We start from the raw sequence: 22,836 nt of genomic DNA, 5'->3' as shown, positions 1-22,836 counted from the left end.
GTCAAACACTCCTGGAGCGAGGGGGTGGAGAAGAAGCCAGCCGCAGAGCCCCCTGCTCCACGGCGAGGACCCGCCGGCGCCAGCCGCGGCCGAAGATGGGCCAGGCGGCGAGGCGCTCGAGAAAACCGAGGCGGACCCGGGTGAGACGGCGGATCGTTTCCGTGGGATCGGCGTGCCAGGCCGCCTTCAGGGTCACAGGCCCGACGATCCCGTCCGCCGCGACCCCGAGCACGTTCTGCAGCATCCTCACGGCCCGGGCGGGGCCCGAGTTCACCGCGAGGTCGAAGACGGCGAGATCCAGCCCCGGCGGCAGTTCATCGGCGCGCACCCCATCCCAGTAGAGCCTCCGATAGATCGCCGCGGCCTCCAGGCGGCTCAGTTCCCGCACGTCCTCGACGGAAACGGGGCGCCCCCGCGCCCGCGCCCGCGACAGGGTTGCGCGGGTGATGCCGAACTTGGTCGCACCGCCCGGATCCCTGGGATGATCTACGTAGCCGCCCTCGTGCTGCAGCACGATCTCGACAGCGTTCTCGAAGCGCGACGCAGTCACGGGCAGTCTCACAGCTCCGCCTGCAGTGCGATGAAGGCATCGGAACCGAGGTGGAGATTGCCGACGCCGCCGGCCGCGGCCGAGAAGGAGGTGCCGGCCCGGAACCGCAGGACGAGGCCCGAGGGCCTCGCGGGCGTCGCGGTGGTCACCGTCAGCGCCCCCGACAGGGCGGACCAGACCACGCTGCTGTTGCTGAAGAAGCCAACCTGGTTGCCCACCGGCGATGCGTTGATCCAGGCGAACCCGCTGGTGAGGAGCGTGGGATCGGCACGCATGGGCACCGGCAGCGTGCAGACCGCATCGATGATGTTGGTGCCGATGCGCTGCGCAAGATACCCGAGCATGCCGGGCGCTCCGCCGGTCGTGGCGAGGCGCTGGTAATAGCGGCGGCAGCGGAGCTCCTCGATGTCGAGGGGTGGCGCGCTCCAGGGCGTCGCCTGAGCGCCCACTTCCAGCTTGATGTTGCGGAAGGAGCAGGCTGCCTCCGGCTGCAGGCGCAGGGTGATGTTGCCGGTCTCGCCGCCGTCGAGGGTCACGCTTGCGGCCTGACGGCCGGAGCCTGCCGGCATCGTGGCGGCATGAGAGCCGATGAGGACCGGCAGCGGCCCGGAGGGATTCTCCACCGAGAGGGTCAGCGTTGCGCCCGCAAGATTGACTGCCCCGAACCCGGCCGCCGCCTGCACTGCATCGACCACCTGCTCGATGGCGCCTGAGAGCGCGATGGTGCCGTCCGTTGCGCGATTGATCGTGCAGCCGCCCGGCCCGCCCCTCCACCGGTCGTAGCCGAAGACGCCCTCTCCCAAAGCCCCGCCCACAAACCGGCGCTGGTTCACTAGGAAGGCGGAGTTGATCAGCAGGTTGGCGCGCGGTGCGTTGGACAAGCCGCAGGGAAACGACGCGATGCCGCTTTGGCGGTCGATCACCAGCGCATCGCGCCACAGGCTTCCATCAGGTGAGACGCGGATTGAAAAATCATCGCTGCCGATCAGGCCCGTTTCCGCCCGCCCGCTGAAGCCGCGCTGGTAGAGCTGCGACAGAACGTTTGTCCCTGCACTCTTGTTGAGCACGAAGCGCAGGTCACCGGTTCCGCCTTCCTCCACCGCCAGCGCCGCAAACAAGGCCGCGTTGAGCTTCGCCGAGAAGCGGTTCAAAGCATCGGCGGAGGTGCCGAGGCCGAGCCGCTCCAGGTTGTGAATCTCGCTCGGAACGGCCCCGAAGGTCTTCCATTCGGCTCCGTTGAAGACGACGATCAGGTCCTCAGCCTCCACGTAGGCCCGCCAGCCTGTCCGCGGCGCGAAGAAGCGCCAGATCCCGAGATCGAACAGAGCAATCCGGCCTTCCCGATCGGCGAAGGCGCCCGTGGCATTCGCGCCGACGAGATAGCGGTCGCCCTCCTCGGGCGAGGTTGGCGGCGCGGTGCGGTTTCGCTCCTTCACGGCAAGCTGCACGAGCGCGTCGAGGGAGGCGAGCGCCTCGTTGTGGGTGACATGCTTCTGCGCCTGCGCGGCGGCGATGAGCGGCAGGGCAAGATGAGGTGTCGATGACATGACGTGAAAAGCTTTCGAAAAGTGCTGCGCCGTTCAGCGCACGGGAACCGTGACGCGCCGCTCGAAGCCGCGGCCTGCGACGGCGCTCATCTGCGCGATGACGAGGGCGAAGGTGGATTGAGCGCTGCCGAAATCGGCGATCTCCTGGGCTTGCGTGTAGACAATGGAGGCCTGCTGACTCGTGAGCGTTCTCGCCACGCGGCCGTCCTTGAGGATGTGGACCTCGTAGGCCTCCATGTCCTCCGCGAGCGGTACGTCCAGGGCCTCCCAACCGTCGCCGTTGCGGCGCGTGCGGCGAACCCAATCGATGCGGATTCCGCCCTGATCGCGCCGGGCCGTCACATGCACGGGACTCAAGGGCCTGAGCGCCTCGCGTCCGACGGTTGCGGCAATCTCCGCAACGGAAGCATCCCCATGGTCGCGCCCGGACGGACCGATCCTGTAGCGCCAGCTCTGGCCGAGATCCTGCAGGCTCGTGGTGAGCGGCGCAACCGCCTCGTCGAGCTTCACGATGAGCGCTCCGGCCGCCACGTTACGACTCGCCTCAGGCTCGCTGCCTGCAAGGCCGCGCAGGAGCCGCGACAGGCGGTAGGTGCGCTCGCCGATCAGCTCGGCCCGCGCGGCGGAGAAGATTTCCCAGCGGCCGTCCGCGCCGCGCAGCGCAAACAGGTTGCCTCCGGCCAGTGCCGCTTCGTCGTCGATGGAGCTCAACGCGCCGGTGGAGATTTCCACGTCAAGAACGGCGTGCATATCCCAGCGCCAAAGCGGCCCCGGGGCGAACGGAGTCTTCGTGCGTCCGATCAGGGCAGGCAGGTCGAGAATGCCGAGCGGCGTGAAGCTTGCGCCGTTGCCCGACCGCCAGACCGTCATGGCGCCGGGCCATGGGTCCGCCGCAACCGCGATCGCTTGCAGCGGCGTGGGATCGCCGAGCGCCGCCGGCAGGTCGAGCACGATCACCTGCGGCTTGCCGGGAACCGGCGGCGGGCGCTTCAGGGGCCGCGGGATCGCTGAGCCCGGCCGCTCGAACACCGCCGGCTCCACGGCGCGCGTCGTGACCTTTCGCGTCGGGCCGTCGGCGATCCGCGCGATGCGATGGAGCTTCGGTCCCGCGGCAGTAGGCACCGCGATCACGTCGCCCGGCTCCAGCTCCATGCGGCGCGGCGAGAGTTCGAACTCGGCCCCCTCGCGGCCTGCCCACAGATCCTGCAGCCACGTATCGGCCAGGCGCTGCGCCTCGGCGCGGCGGGTCACGACGGCACTGTCCGCCCTCGCCTCCCGGCGGCTCGAACCGGACAGGCGCCGGGAGGCCACGGCGGCGCGGCGGTAATCCGTGTCGCTCTCGGCAAAACCCACCTCCACCTGCTGCGGCAGGTCGGTCTCCTGGGCCCGGGTGAGCCGGAGCGAGGGCTGCTCCTCGCCCAGCACCAGATCGTCCTTCGTCAGGTGCAGCACGGCGCGTCCGCCGCGCCCCTGCCAGGCAATCGCCCCGCCCCGCGCCACCGCATCGACGCCGAAGAGGCGCAGCAGCGGCTCGAGCGCACCGCGCAAGGACATCGGCTTGTCGATCACATAGCCGTCCACGAAACCGTCGACGGGGATCGTGCCGGGATCGCCAAGGCCGAAGTCGCGCAGGATGCGCGCGATCAGCCGGTCGAGGGTTGCGCCTTCGAGGCGCCCGGTGATCCAGTGCCCGGTATCCCAGTTGGCGCCGTCGGACCACACGAGGTCGAAATCGGGAAAGGCCGGATAGGGGCGCGCGTCCCAGGCCCAGACGAAGACGTTGTCCGGGTCCACCATGCGCCCGTTGTATGATGGCGATGCGGGATTGCACTCGGGCGCAAATCCCCTCTGGGCCGGATCGAAGCGCGAGAGAATGGCCTCCAGGGTGCGTGCCTGCACGAGATCGTCCCGCACCCCGCGGGAGAAATGCGGATAGGCGGATTCCGACGATTTGGGATCGGGAAAGACATTCGGTCCGTTCGGCCCTTTGTCGACGGCGGGCACGCCGATTTCGGTGAGCCAGATCGGCTTCGATTGCGGCTGCCACGGGGTAGCGCCGACCTCGACGCCGCCCGCGCGCTCCATATGCCGGTTCGACCACCAGGACACGAGGTCCTTCTGGCGGAAGACCCATGGCTTGTTGTAGGCGCCGTCGGCGATCGGGCGGCGTGTTTGCGCCGCGCGCTCCGACGCATTGGCGTAGTACCAGTCGAAGGCCTCGCCGCTGCCGAGCCGGGCGCGCAGATAATCCACGTCGTAGATGCTGCGCCCTGCGGCGAGATCCGCATGGGCCGGACCGTCGCGCCAGTCGGAGATCGGCGGATAGTAATCGATCCCGACCGCGTCGATGGCGGGGCTGGCGAACAACGCATTGAGGGGAAAGCGCACCTCGCTTCCGCCGTTCAGCACATGGGCGCCGTATTCCGTCCAGTCGGCCGCATAGACGATCTCGGTGGAGGCGCGCAGGATCGCGCGAACATCCTGCGCAAGCTCCCTCAGCCGCGACACAGCGGGATAGACGCCCGGTGCGGAGCGCACGCGGGTAAGGCCGACGAGTTCGCTTCCTAAGATGAAACCATGGACGCCGCCGGCCTGCTCGGCAAGATCGGCATAATGCAGAACCATGCGGTTGAAACCAGCCGCCCGCGTGAACCAGAGATTCACCTGCGCGGCGGCGGCATTCGTTCCATCCGGCGAACCGGATTCACCCGGCGCTGGATGGCAGGTGATGCGCCCGCGCCAGGGATAGGCCGGCTGCCCCGTGCCGCCATAGGGGTCGGGCAGATCGTTGCCGGCCGGCACGTCCATCATCACGAAGGGATAGAGCACCACCTCAAGGCCGCGATCCTTCAGGTTCCTGATCAGGCGGATCACGCTCTCGTCGGAGGGCGTGCCGCCATAGGCCGGAGCGCCCCTCGCGAGCGAGACCGCTTTCGCATCCTGGCGCGTCAGCCCGGCCACGGACCAGGTGGCCCCGTCCGTGGTCTTGGTCTTCACATCCACGCGCGGCTCGATGAGGCAGGAGCCGGCGCGCAGGTCGTCGCCGAACCAGCTCACCACCAGGGAGACGCGGCGGAGGTTCGGGCACAGGGCCTCCAGGGCATCGAGGGAGGCCGCAGCATCGCTCGAACGCTGCAGCTGGTGGCGGTTCTCCGGCCGCGTCTTGCCGAGATCGAGCACCTGCATCACGGGGAGCGTGTCGTAGCCGAACTCGCTCGCCCCGGGGATGAGGCACACGGCGCGGATCATGCGGTTGAGCCCGTCGACGGGGCGCACGACCTCGAAGGAGAATTGCGGCACGCGGTTGCCGAAATCGGCGAGCGGCAGGCGCTCGAACACCACATAGGCCAGCCCGCGATAGGCCGGCGCGTGATCCGCGCCCTCCTTGGCGACGATCAGCGGATCGGGATCTTGCGTCTCGCTGCCCTTGTGCACCCGCATGGTGAGCGTGCTGAGATCGAGCTCGCGCCCGTCGGCCCAGACCCGGCGGATGAAGGCGATGCGTCCCTCGCACAGGCCCACCGCCAGATTGGCGAAATAGGAATAGGTGGTGGTGACGGTCTTCGGCCCGCCCATGCCCTTGCCGCCCTGGCCTCCCCGGTCGGTCTTGGTGTTCACCACCTCCTCCAGGCGCGTCGCCCAGATGAGCTGGCCGCCGAGGCGTGCGCGGCCATAGACCCGCGGGATCGGCGCGCCCTCCGTGGAGGAGAGCCCGTCGATGTCCTTGAGGCGCGGGCCTTCCACATACTTCGTGTCGCTGCCGGAAAAGAGCGCATTGTCGATGGCGGCGCCCGCGAGCGCGCCGAACGCACGGCCCGCCATGGCCCCGATCGGCCCGCCGACCATGCCGCCCACGACGGATCCGACGGTTTGGAGAACGATGGTGGCCATCAGGGTGCATCCGGAAAGCGAAAGGCGTGGGAGAGATGGCGGCGCCACCAGGGGCGAAACATGACCTCGGCGACCGCCGCGCCGTCATGGGCGTGGATCATGGCATCGGGCGAGGTGGCGATGGCGCAGTGCTTCGCCGGCATTTTCTCGCGCCAGCGGAAGAGCAGCACGTCACCCGCCGCAAATTGGGGGCACCCGATCTCGATGAGATACTTTCGCGCGGCGGCGACGAGCGTATCGGCTCCGGCCTCCGCCCAATCGGGCGAGTAGGGTGGCGGCAGCTCGGGCTCCGCCCCCATGACCCCGCGCCACACCCCGCGCAGCAGCCCGAGGCAGTCGCAGCCGACGCCTTTCAGTGAGCCCTGGTGACGGTAAGGCGTGCCGATCCAGGATCTGGCCTCGGTGATGATGAGGTGAGGTGTGGGCATGGTCATAACCCGTGCGGCAGCACCCTCCCCTTGAGGGGGAGGGTCGGCTCGAAGAGCCGGGGTGGGGTGAATGGCGCCGTCAGATTGATTGGCTGTGCGTTCGGTCCGTGGGCAGTCGGCAAAGAGCGGTGTTTCCACCCCGCCCCGCTCGCGATGCTCGCGACCCTCCCCCTCAAGGGGTGGGTAAAGAACTTCACCGAAAGAAGCTCCCGCCATCGAGTCCCGGCTCGCCCTGCTGCGGCATGCGGATGATGAAGTCGTTGCCGGGCATGTGCGGGAAGCCGCGGAAGTTCGCGACATTGTCGAACTTCCGTCTGCAGGTCCCATGGGTCTTGTCGCAGCCCGCCGTCACGCGGAACGTGTCGCCGGTCTTGATGGCTCGAGGCGCGCGCTGCCACAGCTCGAACTCGTCCGTGCCTTGAAGCGCGCGATGCACCTTGATCTCGGCGGAGATGCCCGTGTTGTCGCCGCTGACCCAGGTGAGCCGGCCTGCATTGCACCACCCGTCCGCAAAGCCGATGCCGGAGGCGGCGATGCTCAACGCACCGTCCGTGCGCGCCACCGTGCCCGTATCGGAATAGGCGGATGCCGACAGGTTGACGCCGCATTGCGCATCGCCGAGATCGGCCGAGCAGGTGGCGCGGAACAGCCGTCCGCGCTCCTCGTCGAAGCGGTGCATCAGCCCCCTCACCTCGGCGACGAAGCTGCCGTCGGCGCGGCGGATCTCGCCGATGGAGCCGATGTCGAGGAGCAGGCGTTCGACCACGTTGCTCCAGTTGACGAGCCAGGTTTCCACGCTCGCATCGTCGTAAAGGCCGGACGAGATGTCGTCCTCGGTCAGCCCCGCGGAGACGAGCGCGCCCGCGACCTCGCCGCCGCCCACCGCAAAGCCGAGTTCGGCCGTCGCCTCAGCCGCCTCCAACCCTGAGCGGGCCGCATAGGTCGTGCCGCCAAACTCGAGGTCGCGGTCGTGGTCGGTGAAGCCGAAAGCCACGCCGTCGCGGCGGATGAGCCGCCAGCAGTGACACAGCGTCGTCGCTCCCTCGGCCAGATGGGCGGAGAGGTTTTCAGGGATGGCGCGCATGGGGATTGCCTTGATGGTCGCTAAGGTGATGCCGCGGTTTCACACACCCGTCATGGCCGGGCTCGTCCCAGCCATCCGTTTTCAGGAAACATAAACCTCATCCTGAGGAGCAGCGCAGCTGCGTCTCGAAGGAGGTTCCAGAGAGCACTGGAGACGCCTCGTCCTTCGAGACGGTCGCTCAAGCGACCTCCTCAGGATGAGGGCTGACCGGTTGGAGACGAAGACGTGGATCCTCGGAGCAAGCCCGGGGATGACAGCGTCGCGACGCCTTAGGGAACGATCTCGATCAGCGGAATCTGCGGGATGCCGCCGGCGTCGAAGGTGGAGAGGTCGATGTCGAGCTCGTCCGTGTCGAATCGGACCGGCACGTCGAAGGCGAAGCCCGCCGTGATGACGGCACCCGCCGGCGGCGCTGCCGCAAAGGTCACGATCCCTGTCGCCGGATCGCAGTTGAACTGCGAGCCCACCGCCTGCTCCACTCCGTTGAGCGCAACCCGCACCGTGCCGCCGACGGGCTTGGCGATTGTGCGGCTGTACGGCGCGAAGGCGGAGCCGTAGGCTTTCACCAGCGGGAAGCTGCGCTCCGCGCCTGTGCCCGTGCCGATGCGCTGGTCCAGCGGCGTCGGCTCCTTGGAGGGCGGGCCGGAGCGCCAGTCGGTGCGGTCGCGGAAGCGGAAGCCGAAGAGCCTTCCGCGCCGCTCCTCGAAGAAGGCGATCACCGCATGCAGGGCATCGACGGTCCTGACGCCGAGCCCCGCATCGTAGCGGCGGCGTGAGGAGGCCCAGCGGCTGTTGCGGTGCTCGCGGCCGGATGCGAGCGTGACGATATCGGTCCGCCGCACGGGTCCGCCCCGGCTGCCGAGGCTGACGTCGAGGGGAAAGCGGACCTCGTGGAAGTCTGAGGCCATAGCGACATCCTGAAGGTTGAAACGAAAGAACCGGGGTGGCGTTGACGAGGCGCAAGCCATTCAACACGGAGGCGGCCCGCGATGAGCAAGGCTCCCAACGACCTCGCGCAGGATTTCCCGGACAAGGTCGACCGGATCCACCACCTGAAGACGAGCAACGGCCGCTTCGCGCGGCTCTATGACGAGTACGACGAGCTGAACCGCACTATTCACCGGATCGAGACCCGGGTGGAGCCCAAGCCCGAGGAGGTCGAGGACGAGCTGAAGCGCCGCCGCCTGCAGATCAAGGACGAGATCATGGCGATGCTCGAGGGCACGGACGCCTGATCGATATCTCGGGAAAGAACCCTAGCCCTCATCCTGAGGAGGTCGCGCAGCGACCGTCTCGAGGTCCCGGACATTGTCCGGGCACGAGGGCGTCTCCAGCGCGCACTGGAACCTCCTTCGAGACGCCGCTTTCAGCGGCTCCTCAGGATGAGGTCATATTATGAGTCTAAGACTTTACATTCCCCGCTGGCCCCGCGCGACCGCCCGGGCCAGAGCGGCGGAGACCTGCGCCTCGGAGCGGCGGAAGCTGTCCGCATCCGGGGTCGTGACGTTGACGGTCACCGAGACCGGCCGCCCTCCTCCGCCGCCCCGCACGCCGAGCCGTCCGTCCGGCCCACGCGCCAGCGGCATCACGGCCTCCGCCCCCTGCTCGCCCATGAGGCCGAGGCCGCGCCCGAGCGGAAAGTAGGTCGGCGCTCCGACGACCCCGCCTTTGGCGAACGGCATCAGCATCCCGCGGGAGAGCACACCCCCCTTGGCCAGGGCCGGACCGCCGGCGCCGAACAGGGAGCCAAGGAGAGACGACAGCCCGCCGCTCAGGCTTTGCCCTGCGCCGGACAGATCGGGCCCCATCGGCAGCGCATTGCCGAACAGCCCTCCCATCAATGATTGAAGGCCACGACTGAGCGCCATTTGTAGTGGAGCCATCGCCGACTTCAGCGCAAATTCTGTGAATGACTTGCGCATATCTTTTAGAACGTTATCAAATTTCTTGCCCTCCGAGATGTTCTTCGCGAAAGCATTTGACAGAGATTCACCGAACCGTTCGGAGAGACCGATGAGGGTGTTGAGCTGGCGGGCACGATCTTTCTCCGTCTCATCGTTAGGACTCACGTTAAGTTGGCCGCTCGGCGTTATTGACATTTTACGATCTTCAATGATTGCTTTGGCTGTGACAGCGCTTGTGGGATGCGTTGAAAAGCGAGAAAGACCTCAGCTTCTCTTTAAAACCGGGTCGCTGAAGAGGACTGAGTGGGAACAAGTCGACAAGGCTTGCGAGTACGAAGCTGCGAAAGCAGTCGCACCAATCAAAATCGGCATCATTGCGACTGAGCAGTACCGTAAACTGTATGTTCTCTGCGCAGAATCAAAAGGGGCTACCTTCATCGGGAGCACCGACACCATGAAAACCTCAGACCGTAGGGTCGTTGCAGTCCAGCCTTATTACTGGAATTAAGCTATGAGCGTGTTGAGCTGGCGTTTGCGATCATCGTCGATGGGATCAGTCAATGAAATGGGGTTCTTGGGGCGGTTATCGCTCAAGCATATCTCCTAATCATTTTCTGACTCTTGAGGATCGAAGCAATGAAATCTTGTTCTTGGCGCTGTTTGACGTGCAGCATCCTGTTGCTGATGCTCGGGGCTGCTTTCAAAGGTATGAAACCCGGCTGCAATTCGACACGGGCGATATGCCTCCAGAGCGTTGGGAACGCGTTCGAAACGAATGCCGCTATGAGGCCGCCAAAGCTTCAGCATCTGCACATGTCAACATCGCTGGCTATATTGAAGAAGAGCTCTACATTCAGTGCCTGGATTTGAAAGGGGTCAAATACAAAGGCAAGATTCAGGTAGCCGCCGATTAAGGGATTTCTCGTTCATCCGGAAATACCTCCATCAATCTCCTGAGATCGTCGCTTGACGCGGGCTCATTCGTTCGTCCGCCCTGCAATCCATCCCAAGCCGTCAGCAACTCGCGCGGAGTTGCGCGCCAGAAGTCTTGCGGACTCCACCGCAGCAGGCCCAAACCCAGTGTCAGCGCATCGTCCCAGGGGAAGGCGTGCGGCTCGCGCTCGTCTCCTGGGATGATGGAGGGTTTGGCGCTGCCTCGCCTCCGCCGAAGGTCATGAGGAGCAGATCGGCCAGCGCCGCCGCCACGGGCTCGATGCCGTCATGCAGGGGCAGGCTCGCCACCTCCGCGTCGCTTAATGGTTGGCCGCCGCCGCGCAGCGCAACGGCGAGCAGCGCGAGCAGGTCGCGGCTCGACAGGCGCCCGGTGCCGAAGCGCTCCGTGAGCGCCATGAGATCCTGCACGCCGAAGGCATCCTCCAGCTCCGCGAGCGCGCCGAGCGTAAGGCAGAGGGTATAGCGCGTGTCGCCGAGCTGCAGCGCCACCTCGCCCCGTCGTCTGTTCGCCATGATGCCTCCTATATGGCCACGAACGTGAGCGCGCCGGCGGATTCGAAGGCCATCTCGAACGTCACCTCGCCCGCATGATCGCCGCGATATTCCAGGCTCGTGATCTGGAACGGGCCCTCGATGCGGCCGAAATCCGGGATGACGATCTGGTAGGCGAGGATGTCGCCGTCGAAGAAGACCTGGCGCATGCGCCCGTCGGAGGCATCGTCCTTGAACACGCCGGAACCGGAGATGCCGGCGCGGCGCACGCCGACGCCAGCGAGCAGTTCACGCCAGCGCCCGGCGGATTCCGCATGGGTCACATCGACGGTCTCGGCATTGAAGGCGATCTGGCGCGTGCGCAGGCCCGCCACGGTCACGAAGGCGTTGCCGCCGTCGCTGATCTTGATGAGCAGATCCTTGCCCTTCTGAGCAGGCATGGGATGTCCTTGTGTTGAGAAAACGGAAAGGTTTCCATTGTCATTCCGGGGCGAGCGTGGCGAGAGCCCGGAATCCATAAACACAACGTTCAAGAAAGGACGATAAGCGTCGCATTCTCTCTTGAAGCGTTGGCGGTTATGGATTTCCACGCTTGGGCGCGGCCCTTCGGGTCGGGCTCCGCTGCGCGGCCCCGGAATGACAGTGAAGGCGCGGCCTCACATCACCTCCGTCACCGCGCGTAGGCTTAAGCTGACGCGGGCGAGACCGGAATCCTTGTCGCGCCCGGAGGTGAGCTCCGTGACGCGAAGATTCACGAGGCGATGGCCGTCAAGTGTCAGCGGCGCATCGTCGAGGATCGCAAAGAAGCGGTCGGCGACCATGAGCGCGGTGCGCGCCCCGCCCTTTTCCGACCAGACCACCAGGTCGACGCTCTGCGCGTGACCGCGGTCGAGATCGGTGGACCAGTCCTCGGCCTTCACGTCGCCGAAGATCGCATAGACCGGCTCGGCGCCGCGCGGGGGCTCGTCGTAGAGGCGAAGCGCGCCGCCCATGAGCGTGCGCAGCTCCGCATCCACTGAAGCCGCGTCGAGGATCGCGCGGCGCAGGGAGAGAACCGGGCTCGTCATGCCCTCACCTCCTCGACGAGGCAGACGAGATCGCGCTTCGATCCATCGGGATCGGAGGCTGCGCGAATGGCGAAACGGCGCAGGCCCGAGGTGAGCCGCATGGCACCGGTCACGCCCTCGCGGTAGCGCAGGGTGATCCTGTGGGTGAAGCTCTGCTCCGGCCGGTCGGCGCGCACGCGCTCGCCTCCTGAGAGCATCTCGATCGCGCCCCAGAGCTGCGGCCCCGGCGCATAGGAGCGGATGACGCCGCCGAAGCCGTCGGGCCGCTCCAGCGGCAGTTCGAGCACGAACCGGCGCGAGCGCGCGCCGATGGATGGGGATCTGGTTTTCATGGAAGTGTCTTTGAGTGGGACAATGCCCGATTGAAGAACTCTCGACCTCATCCTGAGGAGGTCGGAGGGAGACGAGGCGGAGAGCGGCTGAGGGGGAGAGGTGCTGGGATGACACCCTCTTCGTCATCACCGGCCCTGTGCCGGTGATCCCGATTGCATGAGGCGCTGCGCCTTTCCCTTCATGGCCGGCACAAGGCCGGCCATGAAGGGAATCGCTGTCACCCCTGAGCCGCGGAGGCCAGGATGACAGCGGTGAGCCCTCACAACCGCACCCTCTGAAACGGCGCCACAAGTGCAAGGGCCTCGGGCGGCAGGATCTGCTCGCCCGCGACGTCGCCGCGGTTCTCGAACCAGTGCGCCACGAGGATGCGGATGGCGAGCCTCAGGGTCGCGGGCACCGCCTCCGCGGTCGAGCCGTAGCCGGCGCGCAGCTCGATGGATATGCCGTTGCGTAATCTACCCGGCTCCGGCGCTTCCTGGATGACGATGCGCGGCGGATCGCTCAACCCATCCGCCTCGAAGCCGTCCTCAGGCAGCTCGGTCACAGCACCTGAGGCGTCGGTGATCCTGATCGCATCCACGGCGATCAGCGGGGCAAGGGGCAGCAGGACCGTACCGTCGCGGGGCCAGCGGTCGAGCACCACGCGCCAGCGCTGCTCGATGAGGATCCGCCGGGACGCCGCCTCGATCGTGAGCCTGGCCGCCTTGATGAGGCCTGAAATCAGGTCATCCTGCGCGCCGTCGTCCTCGTCGACCCGCAGGTAGGCCTTCATCTCGGCGAGGCTTATGGGCTCGACGGCAGGGCCGCTGACGAATATGGGAATCATCGGAACAAAGGATCCTTGTGCTGTCATGATACGTCCGATCACGCTCTGTCTCGCGCTGTCGCTCTCCGCGACGGGCGCGCATGCCATCGTCGGCGGCCAGCCGGACGAGGGTCCGCTGTCGCGCCGGAGCGTGATGGTGTTGAGTTCGAACGGCGGGGTCTGCAGCGCCGTGGTGCTGGCGCCCGACGTGGTGCTCACCGCCGCCCATTGCGTCACCGGCGCCGCCGAGCACCGGGTGCATTTCCGCGACGATGCGGGCGAGCCCGTGCTGATCGTGCCCGCCGCGAAGGCGGTGCATCCCGGCTACAACGCCAAGGCCATCGAGACGCGCCAGCGCTCCATCGACCTCGCGCTCGTTCGCATCCCCGATGCGCTGCCTGCCCGGTTCGAGCGGGCGACGCTCAGCGCCGCGAAGGTTCAGGAGAACACCTTCGTGACCGTTGGCGGCTACGGCCTCGCCCGTGAGGGCGACGCGAAGACCACCGGTACCTTCCGCACCGCGTCCCTTACGGCCGTCGAACCCTATGGACCGAGCCGGATCCTGCTCTGGGCCGAGGGTTCCGGTACGGCGAGCGCATGCCAGGGCGATTCCGGCGGGCCGATGGCGTCCGGAGCGACGGTCGCGGCGATCACAAGTTGGTCAGCGCCGGCCAAGAACCGAAGCTGCGGAGGCGTGACGCAGGGCATCCTTGTCGGCCCGCAGCGCGAATGGATCGACAGGATTCTCAAGGGCTGGAACCGCTCGGCGTTGTGGAGCGGCAACGGGTTTTAGAAATTCATAATGTAACGGAACTATCCTCTTGGCCGAGGTCTTGCCTTACAAATTCCCTCCTTCACGGCATCATCATTCCATGCGCGCATTGCCGATTCTCGCCCTTGCTGCTTTCACCCTCGTCGCGAGCCCGGCCTGGGCCATTCTGCAGGGTGCAACGTCACGCGATCCGAACGGGCTGCGCCGCTCGGTGGTGTCCATCGAGAACTCGCTGGGCGAGCTCTGCTCCGGCGTGATCGTCGGGCGCGACCTCGTGCTGACGGCCGCCCATTGCGTGATCGACCGCGCCGCCTACCGTGTGACCGCGCTCAACCGTTCCTTCAGGCCGCAGCGCTTCAACGTCGCCGCGCTCGCCATCCACCCGACCTTCGTGCCCGGCACCACGCCGCGCACGCAGCCCGGCATCGATCTGGCGGTTGTCAAACTCGACCGGCCCCTCGGTCCCGACTTCCTGCCCCTCGATCCCACCCAGGCGGGCCGCATCGATGTAGGCGATGGCGTGACCATCGCAGGCTACGGCGTGCTGTCGGAACGCGCCCGCGGCACGGCCCGGACGTTGCGCCAGACCAATCTCGTCTCGCTTGGGCCCATCGAGGTCGCGAACCGGATCCTGATCGTCGCCGACCGCAACCGGCTCGCCGAGACCACGGGCGCCGGCGCCTGCCGGGGGGATTCCGGCGGGCCGATCCTGGCCGCAACGTCGAGCGGCTATCAGCTCTACGGCATCACGAGCTGGTCGAGCGGCGCACTGCGCTCGCCCCGGCCGACCGCCTGCGGCGGCCTCACGGCCGTGACGCCGGTGGTGGAGCACCTGCGCTGGATCGTGGGCAACATGCAGAGCCTCAACAGCGTGTGGACTGGGAATTGATTCATCTACGGCCAAGCGCCTGCCCGTACACACCCCACGTCATCACCGGCCTTGTGCCGGTGATCCCGTTTTCCTGAAGCGCCGCACTCCACTGATCGAGATGGCCGGCACGAGGCCGGCCATGACGTGAGCAGGTGTGACCCCGCGGGTTTAAGCCGCGAACATCAGCAGCTTGATCGCCGCGTAATCCTGCACGCCGCCGCCCACGCGCTTGGTGGTGTAGAACAGCACATAGGGCTTGGCGGAATACCGATCGCGCAGCACGCGCATGCCGGTACGGTCGACGATGAGATAACCGCGCTTGAAATCGCCGAACGCGATGGCGCACCGGTTCAGCGCGATGTCCGGCATGTCCTCGGCCTCGACCACGGGGAAGCCCATGAGGGTCGCCGCCTGGCCGATGCTCGCGGGCGGTGCCCAGAGATACTGGCCGTTGTCGTCCTTGAAGCGGCGGATCGTGCTCTGCGTCTTGCGGTTCATCACGAAGGCGGCGTTCTGGCGGTAGCCGCTTTTGAGCGCGTAGATCAGCTCCACCAGCACGTCGGACGGGTTTGACGCCGGGAAGCTCGCGCCCCCCGTGTTCACGGTGCCGAGGCGGCCCCATTCCCAGATCTCGTCTTCGACCGTGTCGGCAGCGAGAAAGCCCTTCGGCTTGTTCACGCCGTCGCCGTTGACGAAGGCGGCGCTTTCCTGCTCGGCGAAGGCGGATTCGACTTCCTCGGCGATCCAGCTTTCGATATCGACCACGGCATCGTCGAGCAGGGTCTGCGTGGCCGCCGGCATGGCGTAGAGCTCCATGGCCGGGAAGTTCATCTCCGACAGCGTGGGGCTTGACGTCTGCGGACGCGCGGCCGTTTCGCCCACCCAGCCGGTGGCAGGACCCGTGGTGGAGAAGGCGCGCTTGTATTGGCCGCCGGAGATCACCCGCACCGACGAGATGGCGCGGATCGGCGACACGTTGGAGAGGCGGCGCAGCACCTCGCGCTCGACAGTATCGGCCACGAGATAGCCGCCATCAGGCCCGGAGCCGGCCGAGAGCGCCTTCTCCTCCAGCCGCTTGAGGCCACCGGCCTCGCCGGTGCGAACATAGGAGTGGAACGCGGCCTTGTGCTCTCCTTTAGCCGGATCGCGCGGGGCGTCCGTGCCGCCGCCCAGAGGTGGGCGGGAGCGGTCGAGGGCAAGACGGTCGAGGCGGCGCTTGGCATCGTCGAGGGCGGTGTCGATGCGGGCGAGCTTCTCGTCCGTCACCACGTCGCCCGTGAGCCTGGTTTCGATCTCGGACAGGCGCGTGTCGTTGGCGTCCTTGAACGCCTCGAAGGCGCGGGCGAAATCCTCGAACGCCGAGGCGACATCGTCGGAGACGGCTTTGGTTTCAACAGCGGGAATCATCACAATCCATAGGTTTGAAAGAGATCAAAGAAAAAGGCCCGCCGGTGGGCGGGCCTGTTGTTTCCCGATGAAGGGAATAGGGATGCTCTGTCTCATCCTGAGGAGCAGACGAAGTCTGCGTCTCGAAGGAGGATCCAGAGAACACGAGAACCGCCCTGATCCTTCGAGATGGCCTGCCGGCCTCCTCAGGATGAGGGCTCAATGTTGACGCCCCGCTTCAAGAGCCATGCTCTCAAGAGGAGGCGTGTCGAGCGAACCCGAAAGCGATGTCGACTTTCGGGTCCAAGCCTCAGCGGCGGCGGGTCGTGCGGCGGGCCGGGCGCGTGTTGGCCTGCACCGTATCGGAGACGGTCGGACCGGCCGCAGCACCGATTGCCCCACCGGCAATGGCGCCGACAGGACCGGCCACCGCACCGACGCCCGCACCGACGGCCGCGCCGCCCACGCGCTCTTCCGTGGTCGTGCAGGCAGCCGCCGCAAGGCCGAGGAGCGCAACGAAAGCAAGCTTCTTCATGAGAACCTCCCGAGACAAGCGAAGAATAGTCACCTCTCGCGTGAGGAAAGGGCCCGCAGCCTCCGCGCTCTTGCGGGCTCTCAGGTAACGCGCTCCCACGGACAAGGTTCAGGAAAACAGTCTGACGGCGGTGCAGCGGATGTGGGCCGCGAGTTTCGGTGCCGCCTGCTTCACGGTTTCGACCCGCGCACCGGGCAGCATCGGAAAGGTCACGACCGAGATCTCCCACAGGTCGAGCCGCTCCAGGCGCCGCAGCCCTGTCGGCCTCTCGGCCCGCGCCCGCTCGACCCGAAAGCCGATGGAAAGCCCGTCGACGGCACCGTCGCGCATGAGCGCATGGATGTCCCGCGCCTGGCTGACCGCGAGGTTGAGCCTGCCGCGCACGCGCAGGCCCCGCAGATCCTCCGCGATGGAGAGCCAGCGCCCGATGGGCTGCGCCGGATCGTGCTGCCACAGCAGGCGGATATGGGCTGCGCCGCGCTTCTTGAGGCTGTCGCGGAAGGCGCCGGGCATGACCACGTCCTTGCCGAGATCGGCCTCGCCGAACAGACTGGCATAGCCCTCGAACACGCCATCGGCGTCGACCCCGCTCGGAGGCTCGGGCAGGAACTTGCGCTCGCGGGTTGTCGGTACCAGCGCCGTCATCGCGCTGCCCCACGGGCGGACTTCGGCGGCTTCGCATCGAGCTTTTCGAGCTGGCGCACGAAGTCGCGGAAGACGAGAGTGGCACGGGACTGGCTCTCCCGTGCGGCCTTGGGCTTGCGCGGCGCGCGGGATGAGAGGCGGGTCATGAGGGATCTCCCGAATGACGGCGGTTGAACAGGGACAGCTCGCGCACGAACGCATCGAACCGGCGGTTGGCCGAGAACAGGTCGCGCAGGGTCATGGCAAGCAAGGCGGACGCCCCGCTGGCCCAGACGAACAGGGCCAGATGGGCAAGATCCCCGCGCCGGATGACGGCCTCGGTGATCTGGTCAAATGAGTTCATGATTTGTTCTCGTGAAATGCTCCGTTGAGGACACTGAGGAGGCACTCTCTTTCCGAAAGCGGTTGATGAGCATCGTCATCCCGGACGGCGCAAGCCGGTCCGGGATCGGGTGCAGAATGTGGCTCATACTCCCTCAGGGAGAGGGTTGGGGTGAGGGGTTACAGGCTTATCCGGAGCGGACACTAACCCCTTACCCGGACCTGCGGTCCGACCTCTCCCACCGGGAGAGGTGAAGAGGCGCCGCACTCGTCCTGAGATCCCGGGTTCTGCTGCGCAGACCCGGGATGACGCCAGCCTTGTCATGGCCGGCCTTGTGCCGGCCCTCCCGATGCAGACAAAGCACTGCGTTCCACATCGTCGGGATCACCGGCACAAGGCCGGTGATGACGAGAGAACAGGCTCTGCGTCGTCGATTTACCTCCCCCTCCCCTTCCCATCCCCCGCACGCCGATAGCCCACCGCCGCGCGCTTTTCGTCGTCGCTGAGAAACGCCGCCGCGGACACGCGCCGCCAGAGGCTTTCGCGCTCGTCGGCCAGCGCCTCGATGGCGTCGAGATCGGGCTCGAGGGCAAGCGTCTCGCGATAGGCCGGCGCGAGCCAGTGGGCGAGCGCCTCGGCCGTGCGCTTCACCAGGGGGATCACCGTCTGGCGGTAGAAGGCGCGGTTGGCCTCCGCGTAGTTGGCGTGCGTGCTGTCGCCGGGCAGGCCGAGCAGCAGCGGCGGCACCCCGAAGGCGAGCGCGATCTCGCGCGCGGCGGCGGCTTTCGCTTCCACGAAGTCCATGTCCTTCGGCGAGAGCGAGAGCGGCTTCCAGTTGTGAACTATTGACCTCGAGGTTATAAGCCTTCTGAGGGGTTCATCATGCACGGCAGATCAACGAAGACCAAAGCCTATAGCTATCTCCGGTTCTCGACAGCAGACCAAGCCAAGGGCGACAGTTACAGGCGCCAGATTGCACTGGCAGAAGACTACGCTAAGGCTAAGGACCTGGATCTCGATAAGAGCCTGACGTTCCAGGATCTCGGGGTCTCTGCCTTTACAGGCAAGAACCGTAAGAAGGGAGCCCTTAGAGCCTTCCTTGATGCTGTCGAAGAGGAAATCATCCCAGCTGGCAGCTTCCTCTTGGTGGAAAGTCTCGACCGTGTGTCCCGTGAAGCAATTCTTGATGCTCAGGCTACCTTTCTTCAGATCGTCAATGCAGGGATTACACTAGTCACCCTCAAAGGGAACCCTCGGGAGTATTCTCGGGAGACTGTCAACGCTAACCCCACTGACCTCCTAATCTCCCTTCTAGAGATGATCAGGGCTCGTGAGGAGAGCGAGACCAAATCACAGCGCATCAAGGCCGACTGGCTGAAGAAGCGCGAGAAGGCAGCCAAGGGTGAAGCTATCACCTCCCTGATTCCCGCATGGTTGAAGCGCAACGGGAAAGCCTTTGAGGTAATTCCTGATCGTGCTGAGATTGTCCGTCGTATCTATGATCTGACTCTCTCAGGTCTTGGGCAGCATGCCATCACCTCCGTTCTCAACAAGGAAGGCATTGCGCCGTTTGGATCTGGTAAGCGCCAACGGTGGGATAGAAGTTATGTCAACAGAATCCTGAACAGCAGCACGGTCATCGGTACATTCACCCCGCATAGGATGATCCAAGGGCGGAGAGAGCCGATGGAGCCTATTGAGGGATACTTCCCTCCTGTTGTCAGCCGTGAGACCTACGAAGCCGTCAGGGCTCTCGATAGACCCGAACGGACTGCACCACCTCGGGAGGTCGCCTCGATCTTTTCAGGACTCGTCAAGTGTGAGCAGTGCGGCGGCCCTATGGTGAGAACTAGGAGGGGCACCCGTGAGAAGGGCTTCTACTACTCCTTCTCCTGCCACAGCGCGAAGATCGGTCACTCCTGCGAATATCGTGGAGTAAGGCAGGACACCCTTGAGAACGCCCTTATTAAGAACCTTCAGGAGTTCCTCCATAAGGCCCCTACCCACGATGAAGACCTCACAGAGGAGTTGGATAGGGTCGATACCGCTATCGATGTGACTAAGGAACAGATAGAAGGGCTTGTGGAGGCTATCTCACGTAAGCCCCTCCCCAGCCTGATTACCAAGCTATCGGATCTAGAAGCATCCCTCCCCGATCTCGTGAGCCGTAAGAGCGAGATCGAGACGGCCCTCAGGGACACCTCTAAACCTGTCGTGATGAAACGCCTGAATGACCTAGAAGCGGCTCTAACTGCCGAAGGTGGCCCTGATAAGCCAAGAGCCAACGTGCTCCTTCGCCAGATTCTTGGTCATGTGGTCATCCGGTTCGACCCTGAGGGTTCCCATAGGAGACCAAGGGGCGACCTTGAGTTTCACTGGAAAGGTGGCGGCTATTCGTCAATCTTTTGGGGACCGCTGTTCTATCCAATCAAACGCGCATCACCCCGCCAGAAGGACGAGAGGTAATCAGTCTCGCCCGAGGATCACGCTCTTCCATTCCAAATTGTGGCTTGAATGTGGCGCAGATTCGTTGAAGGATGCTCCTGGCGGTAACTGCTGGGTCGAACCGCCATCATGAGGCGTCCCAGCAGATCCAGAGGTTCTGACATCATGAAGCTCCTTCTCGCGGTTGCTTTTGGCACCGCATTCATCTTCTCGCCGGTCGTTTCACTTTCCTCGGCAAAGGCTTGCACGAACTCGTACGACACGGCGAAGGACGGCTCCCGCTGTGGTGGACGCGCTGCTGGGTGCAAGCAAGGCGGTCGCAGCGGAAACTGCTGAGCGGCCTATTAGTTGTGAAGTCTAACACCTGTGGGAGTTCCTGCGGGTGTTTTTTGCTGCACCTCCTAGTGTCTGCCAAAGAGACTGCTCCAAGTACTGTCCTGAGGCTCAAATCGCAGGAGGCACTCTGATTGACTAGAGAGAATCCTCTTCGGCCCCGTTCACGCAAGGCCCCCAAGCGCGTCCTGAGTGATGCTATCTTACAGCAATACGGTCTTCGCCGGCTGCGCACCATTGAGGAAAGCCCCTCTTCAGGTCAAAGCCCTTCTTGGACGGCGAGGTGCGCTTTGCTGGTATGGAATGGACCTGCGATACTTATCTCCAGACTCGTTCGTGGGATGGGAATGCTGTGAGACTGCTCAACCGCTCCTCTGTCATTCTCTTAACGGCGTTCCTCGTCACCCCCCATGCCGCAGCGGCAGCCTGCCCTCAGCATTTCTTTGGCGGCACTACCCCGACGCTCTCAAACCCCAAGCTCACACCAAAAAACCGCCAGCTCTGTTACACGGAGTTTGCCCTCCTTCACTCAGGGCTGACCCGCACTCCGCTTTGGGTGGCCGAGCATCTCACCCCTAGGCGAGCAAGCGGCGCCCGTGCGCTGAACCGGGTCAATAACTTCCACGCCGATCCCAATCTCCCTCCCAATGAGAGAGCCGAGTTGTCCGATTATGTCCGCAGCGGCTTTGACCGCGGCCACATGGCACCAGCGGGAGACATGACCACCCCCCAAGGAATGGATGAGTCCTTCTCCTTGGCCAACATGGTGCCGCAGAACTCCGACAACAATCGCAATCTATGGGAGAGCATTGAGCGGACGGTACGAGACTACTCAGAGCGGAATGAAATCTACGTGGTGACCGGCCCGATCTTCCAAGGGGAGAACCTTCAGGCACTCAAGGGGCGGGTCCTGGTGCCAACTCATATCGCGAAAGCCGTCTACGATCCAAGACTGAATGCAGGAGCGGCTTATCTAACGCCTAACCAAGAGGGGGATGAGTACAGGATCATCTCACTCACTGAGTTGCAGCAGTTATCAGGCATCAATCCATTCCCAAACCTGCCAGCGAACGTAAAACAAGCTGTCCTCAACCTCCCATCTCCTCAGATCAGGCGGTCTCGAGGACCTGGCAGGAACACCCGCAGACCCGCGCCTCCAGCAGAAGCTCAAGAGCAGAGCCCAAGCCCCGCAGGGAACGGCTTTGTTGGAGGTATTCTGGATGCCATTGATCAGTTCGGACGACGCCCATGACGAAGAAGTTCCAGCCGTTCTCAGACGATAGCGCCTCTCTCAGCATAGGCGAGTTCACTGTTGAGAACGGCACCGATAAAGTAGCTCTTTATGGCTCGTTGGATGTGACGCGGGACAAGAGTGGGCTGAAGCAAGCGAAGGCACTGAAGGCGGCTATCGATGCCATTGTGAAGGCCTTAGAGCAAGACAAAGCACTACCTGATGAAAGTGGCCCCGTAGAGCCACCGCAGCAGGTAAAGAACCCATTCTCATAGATCGATAATCGGCTGAGGGGGGCAAAGGATGACACGCAGATTTAGCACACTCGCTCTAGCGGGACTGATGGTTCTGGGCTCTGTCGGAAGCGTAGGAGCCATTGGAAACCTCAACCAAGGGACGCCCTCCATGAGCGTAGAGCGAGTCAAAGAGATCCTGATGGCTCAGCGGAGAAGCTGTCAGACAGTCAGCACGTGCGAGGAGGCCGTTCAGATGTGGTGCGGGGGCTATCGCCGTGCCGATGGGGACAGCGATGGTATTCCTTGTGAGAACGTCTGTAGCTCGCGCTCGCAGGTAGAGGCGATCAAGAACAGGATCGGCTGCTGAGGCCCTACCATTCAAAGAATAATGAACGCTTGATTTACCAGGTCTTGTAATTGCCATGCGAAAGCGAATTAGTTTAGCCGCACTACTCGTAATCCTGTCAGGCCATGTACACGCACAGTCCGAAGTTCTTGCCTGTATTGAACAGGACTCGAACGGGTTCAAAGAGCAAGGAAGCACATATCGCAGCGCGCGCTTTGAGCCATCAAAATTCACAATGTCTTTGAGGGGTCAGGTTCTCACAGCAAGGATTGGTGGAAGAGACCGTGTCTACCGTTGCACAAAGGCTTTTGATGACGAGAATTTACTCTCGTGCCATAGCGGCTTCTGGGCCTTAGGTCTGAACCTCAACACACTCGCTTTTACTAGGGCCTCACTATATGGACCTCTAGACGAAGAGGTCGGGGGGAGAGACACACTATCCATTTCGTACGGTTCTTGTCAGCGCTTTTAATTGCGCATTCTATTCGCTGATCTACTACTTCCCAATCTAAGCACCTCACAGATCGACGGTCTCCAGCAACCGGCCCACCACCTGCTTCTCCTTAGGGGTCAGCCAGGCGACCTTCCTCCTGGGCTCCCTCGGATCCCAGACCTTGGCCACTAAGCCCAAGCTTTCGGAATGCCCTTTTGCGGTCGCT

At 64.6% G+C, this 22,836-nt stretch carries 26 protein-coding genes and 1 pseudogene; 7 read left to right on the top strand and 20 right to left on the bottom strand.

Annotated elements, in window-relative coordinates; all coding sequences use genetic code 11:
• Window position 1: 1 nt before the first annotated feature.
• The 6 genes from AC0QTX_RS15910 to AC0QTX_RS15885 all read right to left on the bottom strand — a co-directional run bounded on the left by AC0QTX_RS15910 (window position 2) and on the right by AC0QTX_RS15885 (window position 8,408).
• Complete coding sequence (locus AC0QTX_RS15910) at window positions 2–550, bottom strand: glycoside hydrolase family 108 protein (RefSeq protein ID WP_474604790.1); 549 nt, start codon at window positions 548–550, stop codon at window positions 2–4.
• 8 nt (window positions 551–558) lie between these two features.
• Complete coding sequence (locus AC0QTX_RS15905) at window positions 559–2,097, bottom strand: DUF2793 domain-containing protein (RefSeq protein ID WP_474604789.1); 1,539 nt, start codon at window positions 2,095–2,097, stop codon at window positions 559–561.
• A 33-nt stretch (window positions 2,098–2,130) separates the two neighbouring features.
• Window positions 2,131–5,988 carry a baseplate multidomain protein megatron gene (locus AC0QTX_RS15900; RefSeq protein ID WP_474604788.1) on the bottom strand — a complete coding sequence of 1,286 codons (3,858 nt, stop codon included), beginning with the start codon at window positions 5,986–5,988 and terminating at the stop codon, window positions 2,131–2,133.
• Complete coding sequence (locus AC0QTX_RS15895) at window positions 5,988–6,416, bottom strand: NlpC/P60 family protein (protein ID WP_474604787.1); 429 nt, start codon at window positions 6,414–6,416, stop codon at window positions 5,988–5,990. The genes AC0QTX_RS15900 and AC0QTX_RS15895 overlap by 1 nt, the downstream gene beginning before the upstream one ends.
• A gap of 193 nt (window positions 6,417–6,609) precedes the next feature.
• A complete protein-coding gene (locus tag AC0QTX_RS15890) occupies window positions 6,610–7,500 on the bottom strand; it encodes a DUF2163 domain-containing protein (protein WP_474604786.1) in 891 nt (296 codons plus the stop codon).
• A 269-nt stretch (window positions 7,501–7,769) separates the two neighbouring features.
• Entirely contained in the window at window positions 7,770–8,408 is a 639-nt protein-coding gene (locus AC0QTX_RS15885) for a phage distal tail protein, Rcc01695 family (protein ID WP_474604785.1), read from the bottom strand.
• Between the two features lie 81 nt (window positions 8,409–8,489).
• On the opposite strand from AC0QTX_RS15885, the gene AC0QTX_RS15880 reads away from it, so the two are divergent.
• Window positions 8,490–8,735, top strand: coding sequence for an HP1242/YdcH family protein (locus AC0QTX_RS15880; protein WP_474604784.1), 246 nt, complete (start codon window positions 8,490–8,492; stop codon window positions 8,733–8,735).
• A gap of 174 nt (window positions 8,736–8,909) precedes the next feature.
• On the opposite strand, the gene AC0QTX_RS15875 is transcribed toward AC0QTX_RS15880, so the two are convergent.
• On the bottom strand, window positions 8,910–9,383 hold the full coding sequence (locus AC0QTX_RS15875) for a phage tail tape measure protein (protein ID WP_474604783.1): 474 nt from the start codon (window positions 9,381–9,383) through the stop codon (window positions 8,910–8,912).
• A 581-nt stretch (window positions 9,384–9,964) separates the two neighbouring features.
• Here AC0QTX_RS15875 and AC0QTX_RS15870 point away from each other — a divergent pair.
• A complete protein-coding gene (locus tag AC0QTX_RS15870) occupies window positions 9,965–10,318 on the top strand; it encodes a hypothetical protein (RefSeq protein WP_474604782.1) in 354 nt (117 codons plus the stop codon).
• Here AC0QTX_RS15870 and AC0QTX_RS15865 read toward each other — a convergent pair.
• From AC0QTX_RS15865 to AC0QTX_RS15840, 6 genes are all read right to left on the bottom strand, one after another.
• Window positions 10,315–10,479, bottom strand: coding sequence for a phage tail assembly chaperone (locus AC0QTX_RS15865; RefSeq protein WP_474604781.1), 165 nt, complete (start codon window positions 10,477–10,479; stop codon window positions 10,315–10,317). The two genes, AC0QTX_RS15870 and AC0QTX_RS15865, sit on opposite strands and share 4 nt — an antisense overlap.
• Before the next feature lie 8 nt (window positions 10,480–10,487).
• Window positions 10,488–10,871 (bottom strand): gene transfer agent family protein, encoded by a 384-nt coding sequence (locus tag AC0QTX_RS15860; protein WP_474604780.1) that lies wholly within the window; start codon window positions 10,869–10,871, stop codon window positions 10,488–10,490.
• Window positions 10,872–10,879: 8 nt separating this feature from the next.
• The gene (locus tag AC0QTX_RS15855) at window positions 10,880–11,290 is read right to left on the bottom strand and encodes a phage major tail protein, TP901-1 family (protein WP_474604779.1); all 411 of its coding nucleotides are present in this window, start codon (window positions 11,288–11,290) and stop codon (window positions 10,880–10,882) included.
• A 216-nt stretch (window positions 11,291–11,506) separates the two neighbouring features.
• Window positions 11,507–11,917 (bottom strand): DUF3168 domain-containing protein, encoded by a 411-nt coding sequence (locus tag AC0QTX_RS15850; RefSeq protein ID WP_474604778.1) that lies wholly within the window; start codon window positions 11,915–11,917, stop codon window positions 11,507–11,509.
• A complete protein-coding gene (locus tag AC0QTX_RS15845; protein ID WP_474604777.1) occupies window positions 11,914–12,249 on the bottom strand; it encodes a phage head closure protein in 336 nt (111 codons plus the stop codon). Before AC0QTX_RS15845 ends, AC0QTX_RS15850 begins: the two co-directional genes overlap by 4 nt.
• Window positions 12,250–12,509: 260 nt before the next feature.
• A complete protein-coding gene (locus tag AC0QTX_RS15840; protein WP_474604776.1) occupies window positions 12,510–13,076 on the bottom strand; it encodes a head-tail connector protein in 567 nt (188 codons plus the stop codon).
• A 25-nt stretch (window positions 13,077–13,101) separates the two neighbouring features.
• On the opposite strand from AC0QTX_RS15840, the gene AC0QTX_RS15835 reads away from it, so the two are divergent.
• Both AC0QTX_RS15835 and AC0QTX_RS15830 read left to right on the top strand, forming a co-directional pair.
• Entirely contained in the window at window positions 13,102–13,848 is a 747-nt protein-coding gene (locus tag AC0QTX_RS15835) for a S1 family peptidase (RefSeq protein ID WP_474604775.1), read from the top strand.
• A gap of 79 nt (window positions 13,849–13,927) precedes the next feature.
• A complete protein-coding gene (locus tag AC0QTX_RS15830; RefSeq protein WP_474604774.1) occupies window positions 13,928–14,716 on the top strand; it encodes a S1 family peptidase in 789 nt (262 codons plus the stop codon).
• Between the two features lie 150 nt (window positions 14,717–14,866).
• Here the strand turns inward: AC0QTX_RS15830 and AC0QTX_RS15825 are convergent, their stop codons facing one another.
• From AC0QTX_RS15825 to AC0QTX_RS15800, 6 genes and pseudogenes are all read right to left on the bottom strand, one after another.
• On the bottom strand, window positions 14,867–16,105 hold the full coding sequence (locus AC0QTX_RS15825; protein WP_474604773.1) for a phage major capsid protein: 1,239 nt from the start codon (window positions 16,103–16,105) through the stop codon (window positions 14,867–14,869).
• Between the two features lie 289 nt (window positions 16,106–16,394).
• Window positions 16,395–16,619, bottom strand: coding sequence for a hypothetical protein (locus AC0QTX_RS15820; protein WP_474604772.1), 225 nt, complete (start codon window positions 16,617–16,619; stop codon window positions 16,395–16,397).
• 108 nt (window positions 16,620–16,727) lie between these two features.
• On the bottom strand, window positions 16,728–17,264 hold the full coding sequence (locus AC0QTX_RS15815; protein ID WP_474604771.1) for an HK97 family phage prohead protease: 537 nt from the start codon (window positions 17,262–17,264) through the stop codon (window positions 16,728–16,730).
• Window positions 17,261–17,410 carry a hypothetical protein gene (locus AC0QTX_RS15810; protein WP_474604770.1) on the bottom strand — a complete coding sequence of 50 codons (150 nt, stop codon included), beginning with the start codon at window positions 17,408–17,410 and terminating at the stop codon, window positions 17,261–17,263. Before AC0QTX_RS15810 ends, AC0QTX_RS15815 begins: the two co-directional genes overlap by 4 nt.
• The gene (locus tag AC0QTX_RS15805) at window positions 17,407–17,607 is read right to left on the bottom strand and encodes a hypothetical protein (RefSeq protein ID WP_474604769.1); all 201 of its coding nucleotides are present in this window, start codon (window positions 17,605–17,607) and stop codon (window positions 17,407–17,409) included. Before AC0QTX_RS15805 ends, AC0QTX_RS15810 begins: the two co-directional genes overlap by 4 nt.
• A 414-nt stretch (window positions 17,608–18,021) precedes the next feature.
• Window positions 18,022–18,423: pseudogene (locus tag AC0QTX_RS15800) on the bottom strand (phage portal protein); the annotation flags it as partial.
• Between the two features lie 45 nt (window positions 18,424–18,468).
• On the opposite strand from AC0QTX_RS15800, the gene AC0QTX_RS15795 reads away from it, so the two are divergent.
• On the top strand, window positions 18,469–20,052 hold the full coding sequence (locus AC0QTX_RS15795) for a recombinase family protein (RefSeq protein WP_474604768.1): 1,584 nt from the start codon (window positions 18,469–18,471) through the stop codon (window positions 20,050–20,052).
• A 17-nt stretch (window positions 20,053–20,069) separates the two neighbouring features.
• On the opposite strand, the gene AC0QTX_RS15790 is transcribed toward AC0QTX_RS15795, so the two are convergent.
• A complete protein-coding gene (locus tag AC0QTX_RS15790) occupies window positions 20,070–20,294 on the bottom strand; it encodes a hypothetical protein (RefSeq protein WP_474604767.1) in 225 nt (74 codons plus the stop codon).
• Window positions 20,295–20,635: 341 nt separating this feature from the next.
• On the opposite strand from AC0QTX_RS15790, the gene AC0QTX_RS15785 reads away from it, so the two are divergent.
• Together AC0QTX_RS15785 and AC0QTX_RS15780 are read left to right on the top strand one after the other, a co-directional pair.
• Entirely contained in the window at window positions 20,636–21,616 is a 981-nt protein-coding gene (locus AC0QTX_RS15785) for a DNA/RNA non-specific endonuclease (protein WP_474604766.1), read from the top strand.
• On the top strand, window positions 21,613–21,870 hold the full coding sequence (locus AC0QTX_RS15780; RefSeq protein ID WP_474604765.1) for a hypothetical protein: 258 nt from the start codon (window positions 21,613–21,615) through the stop codon (window positions 21,868–21,870). The genes AC0QTX_RS15785 and AC0QTX_RS15780 overlap by 4 nt, the downstream gene beginning before the upstream one ends.
• Window positions 21,871–22,836: the final 966 nt, after the last annotated feature.

Source organism: Microvirga sp. jy35 (assembly GCF_056148915.1).
This window is presented reverse-complemented; position numbering and strand designations above follow the sequence as displayed.

Coding starts and splice junctions, on each gene's coding strand:
- AC0QTX_RS15805 (WP_474604769.1), bottom strand. CDS start 17,607: ATGAACTCATTTGACCAGATCACCGAGGCCGTCATCCGGCGCGGGGAT.
- AC0QTX_RS15780 (WP_474604765.1), top strand. CDS start 21,613: ATGACGAAGAAGTTCCAGCCGTTCTCAGACGATAGCGCCTCTCTCAGC.
- AC0QTX_RS15795 (WP_474604768.1), top strand. CDS start 18,469: ATGCACGGCAGATCAACGAAGACCAAAGCCTATAGCTATCTCCGGTTC.
- AC0QTX_RS15900 (WP_474604788.1), bottom strand. CDS start 5,988: ATGGCCACCATCGTTCTCCAAACCGTCGGATCCGTCGTGGGCGGCATG.
- AC0QTX_RS15820 (WP_474604772.1), bottom strand. CDS start 16,619: ATGAAGAAGCTTGCTTTCGTTGCGCTCCTCGGCCTTGCGGCGGCTGCC.
- AC0QTX_RS15885 (WP_474604785.1), bottom strand. CDS start 8,408: ATGGCCTCAGACTTCCACGAGGTCCGCTTTCCCCTCGACGTCAGCCTC.
- AC0QTX_RS15860 (WP_474604780.1), bottom strand. CDS start 10,871: ATGGCGAACAGACGACGGGGCGAGGTGGCGCTGCAGCTCGGCGACACG.
- AC0QTX_RS15835 (WP_474604775.1), top strand. CDS start 13,102: ATGATACGTCCGATCACGCTCTGTCTCGCGCTGTCGCTCTCCGCGACG.
- AC0QTX_RS15880 (WP_474604784.1), top strand. CDS start 8,490: ATGAGCAAGGCTCCCAACGACCTCGCGCAGGATTTCCCGGACAAGGTC.
- AC0QTX_RS15845 (WP_474604777.1), bottom strand. CDS start 12,249: ATGAAAACCAGATCCCCATCCATCGGCGCGCGCTCGCGCCGGTTCGTG.
- AC0QTX_RS15905 (WP_474604789.1), bottom strand. CDS start 2,097: ATGTCATCGACACCTCATCTTGCCCTGCCGCTCATCGCCGCCGCGCAG.
- AC0QTX_RS15840 (WP_474604776.1), bottom strand. CDS start 13,076: ATGATTCCCATATTCGTCAGCGGCCCTGCCGTCGAGCCCATAAGCCTC.
- AC0QTX_RS15875 (WP_474604783.1), bottom strand. CDS start 9,383: ATGGCTCCACTACAAATGGCGCTCAGTCGTGGCCTTCAATCATTGATG.
- AC0QTX_RS15855 (WP_474604779.1), bottom strand. CDS start 11,290: ATGCCTGCTCAGAAGGGCAAGGATCTGCTCATCAAGATCAGCGACGGC.
- AC0QTX_RS15890 (WP_474604786.1), bottom strand. CDS start 7,500: ATGCGCGCCATCCCTGAAAACCTCTCCGCCCATCTGGCCGAGGGAGCG.
- AC0QTX_RS15870 (WP_474604782.1), top strand. CDS start 9,965: ATGAAATGGGGTTCTTGGGGCGGTTATCGCTCAAGCATATCTCCTAAT.
- AC0QTX_RS15895 (WP_474604787.1), bottom strand. CDS start 6,416: ATGCCCACACCTCACCTCATCATCACCGAGGCCAGATCCTGGATCGGC.
- AC0QTX_RS15825 (WP_474604773.1), bottom strand. CDS start 16,105: ATGATTCCCGCTGTTGAAACCAAAGCCGTCTCCGACGATGTCGCCTCG.
- AC0QTX_RS15810 (WP_474604770.1), bottom strand. CDS start 17,410: ATGACCCGCCTCTCATCCCGCGCGCCGCGCAAGCCCAAGGCCGCACGG.
- AC0QTX_RS15815 (WP_474604771.1), bottom strand. CDS start 17,264: ATGACGGCGCTGGTACCGACAACCCGCGAGCGCAAGTTCCTGCCCGAG.
- AC0QTX_RS15850 (WP_474604778.1), bottom strand. CDS start 11,917: ATGACGAGCCCGGTTCTCTCCCTGCGCCGCGCGATCCTCGACGCGGCT.
- AC0QTX_RS15830 (WP_474604774.1), top strand. CDS start 13,928: ATGCGCGCATTGCCGATTCTCGCCCTTGCTGCTTTCACCCTCGTCGCG.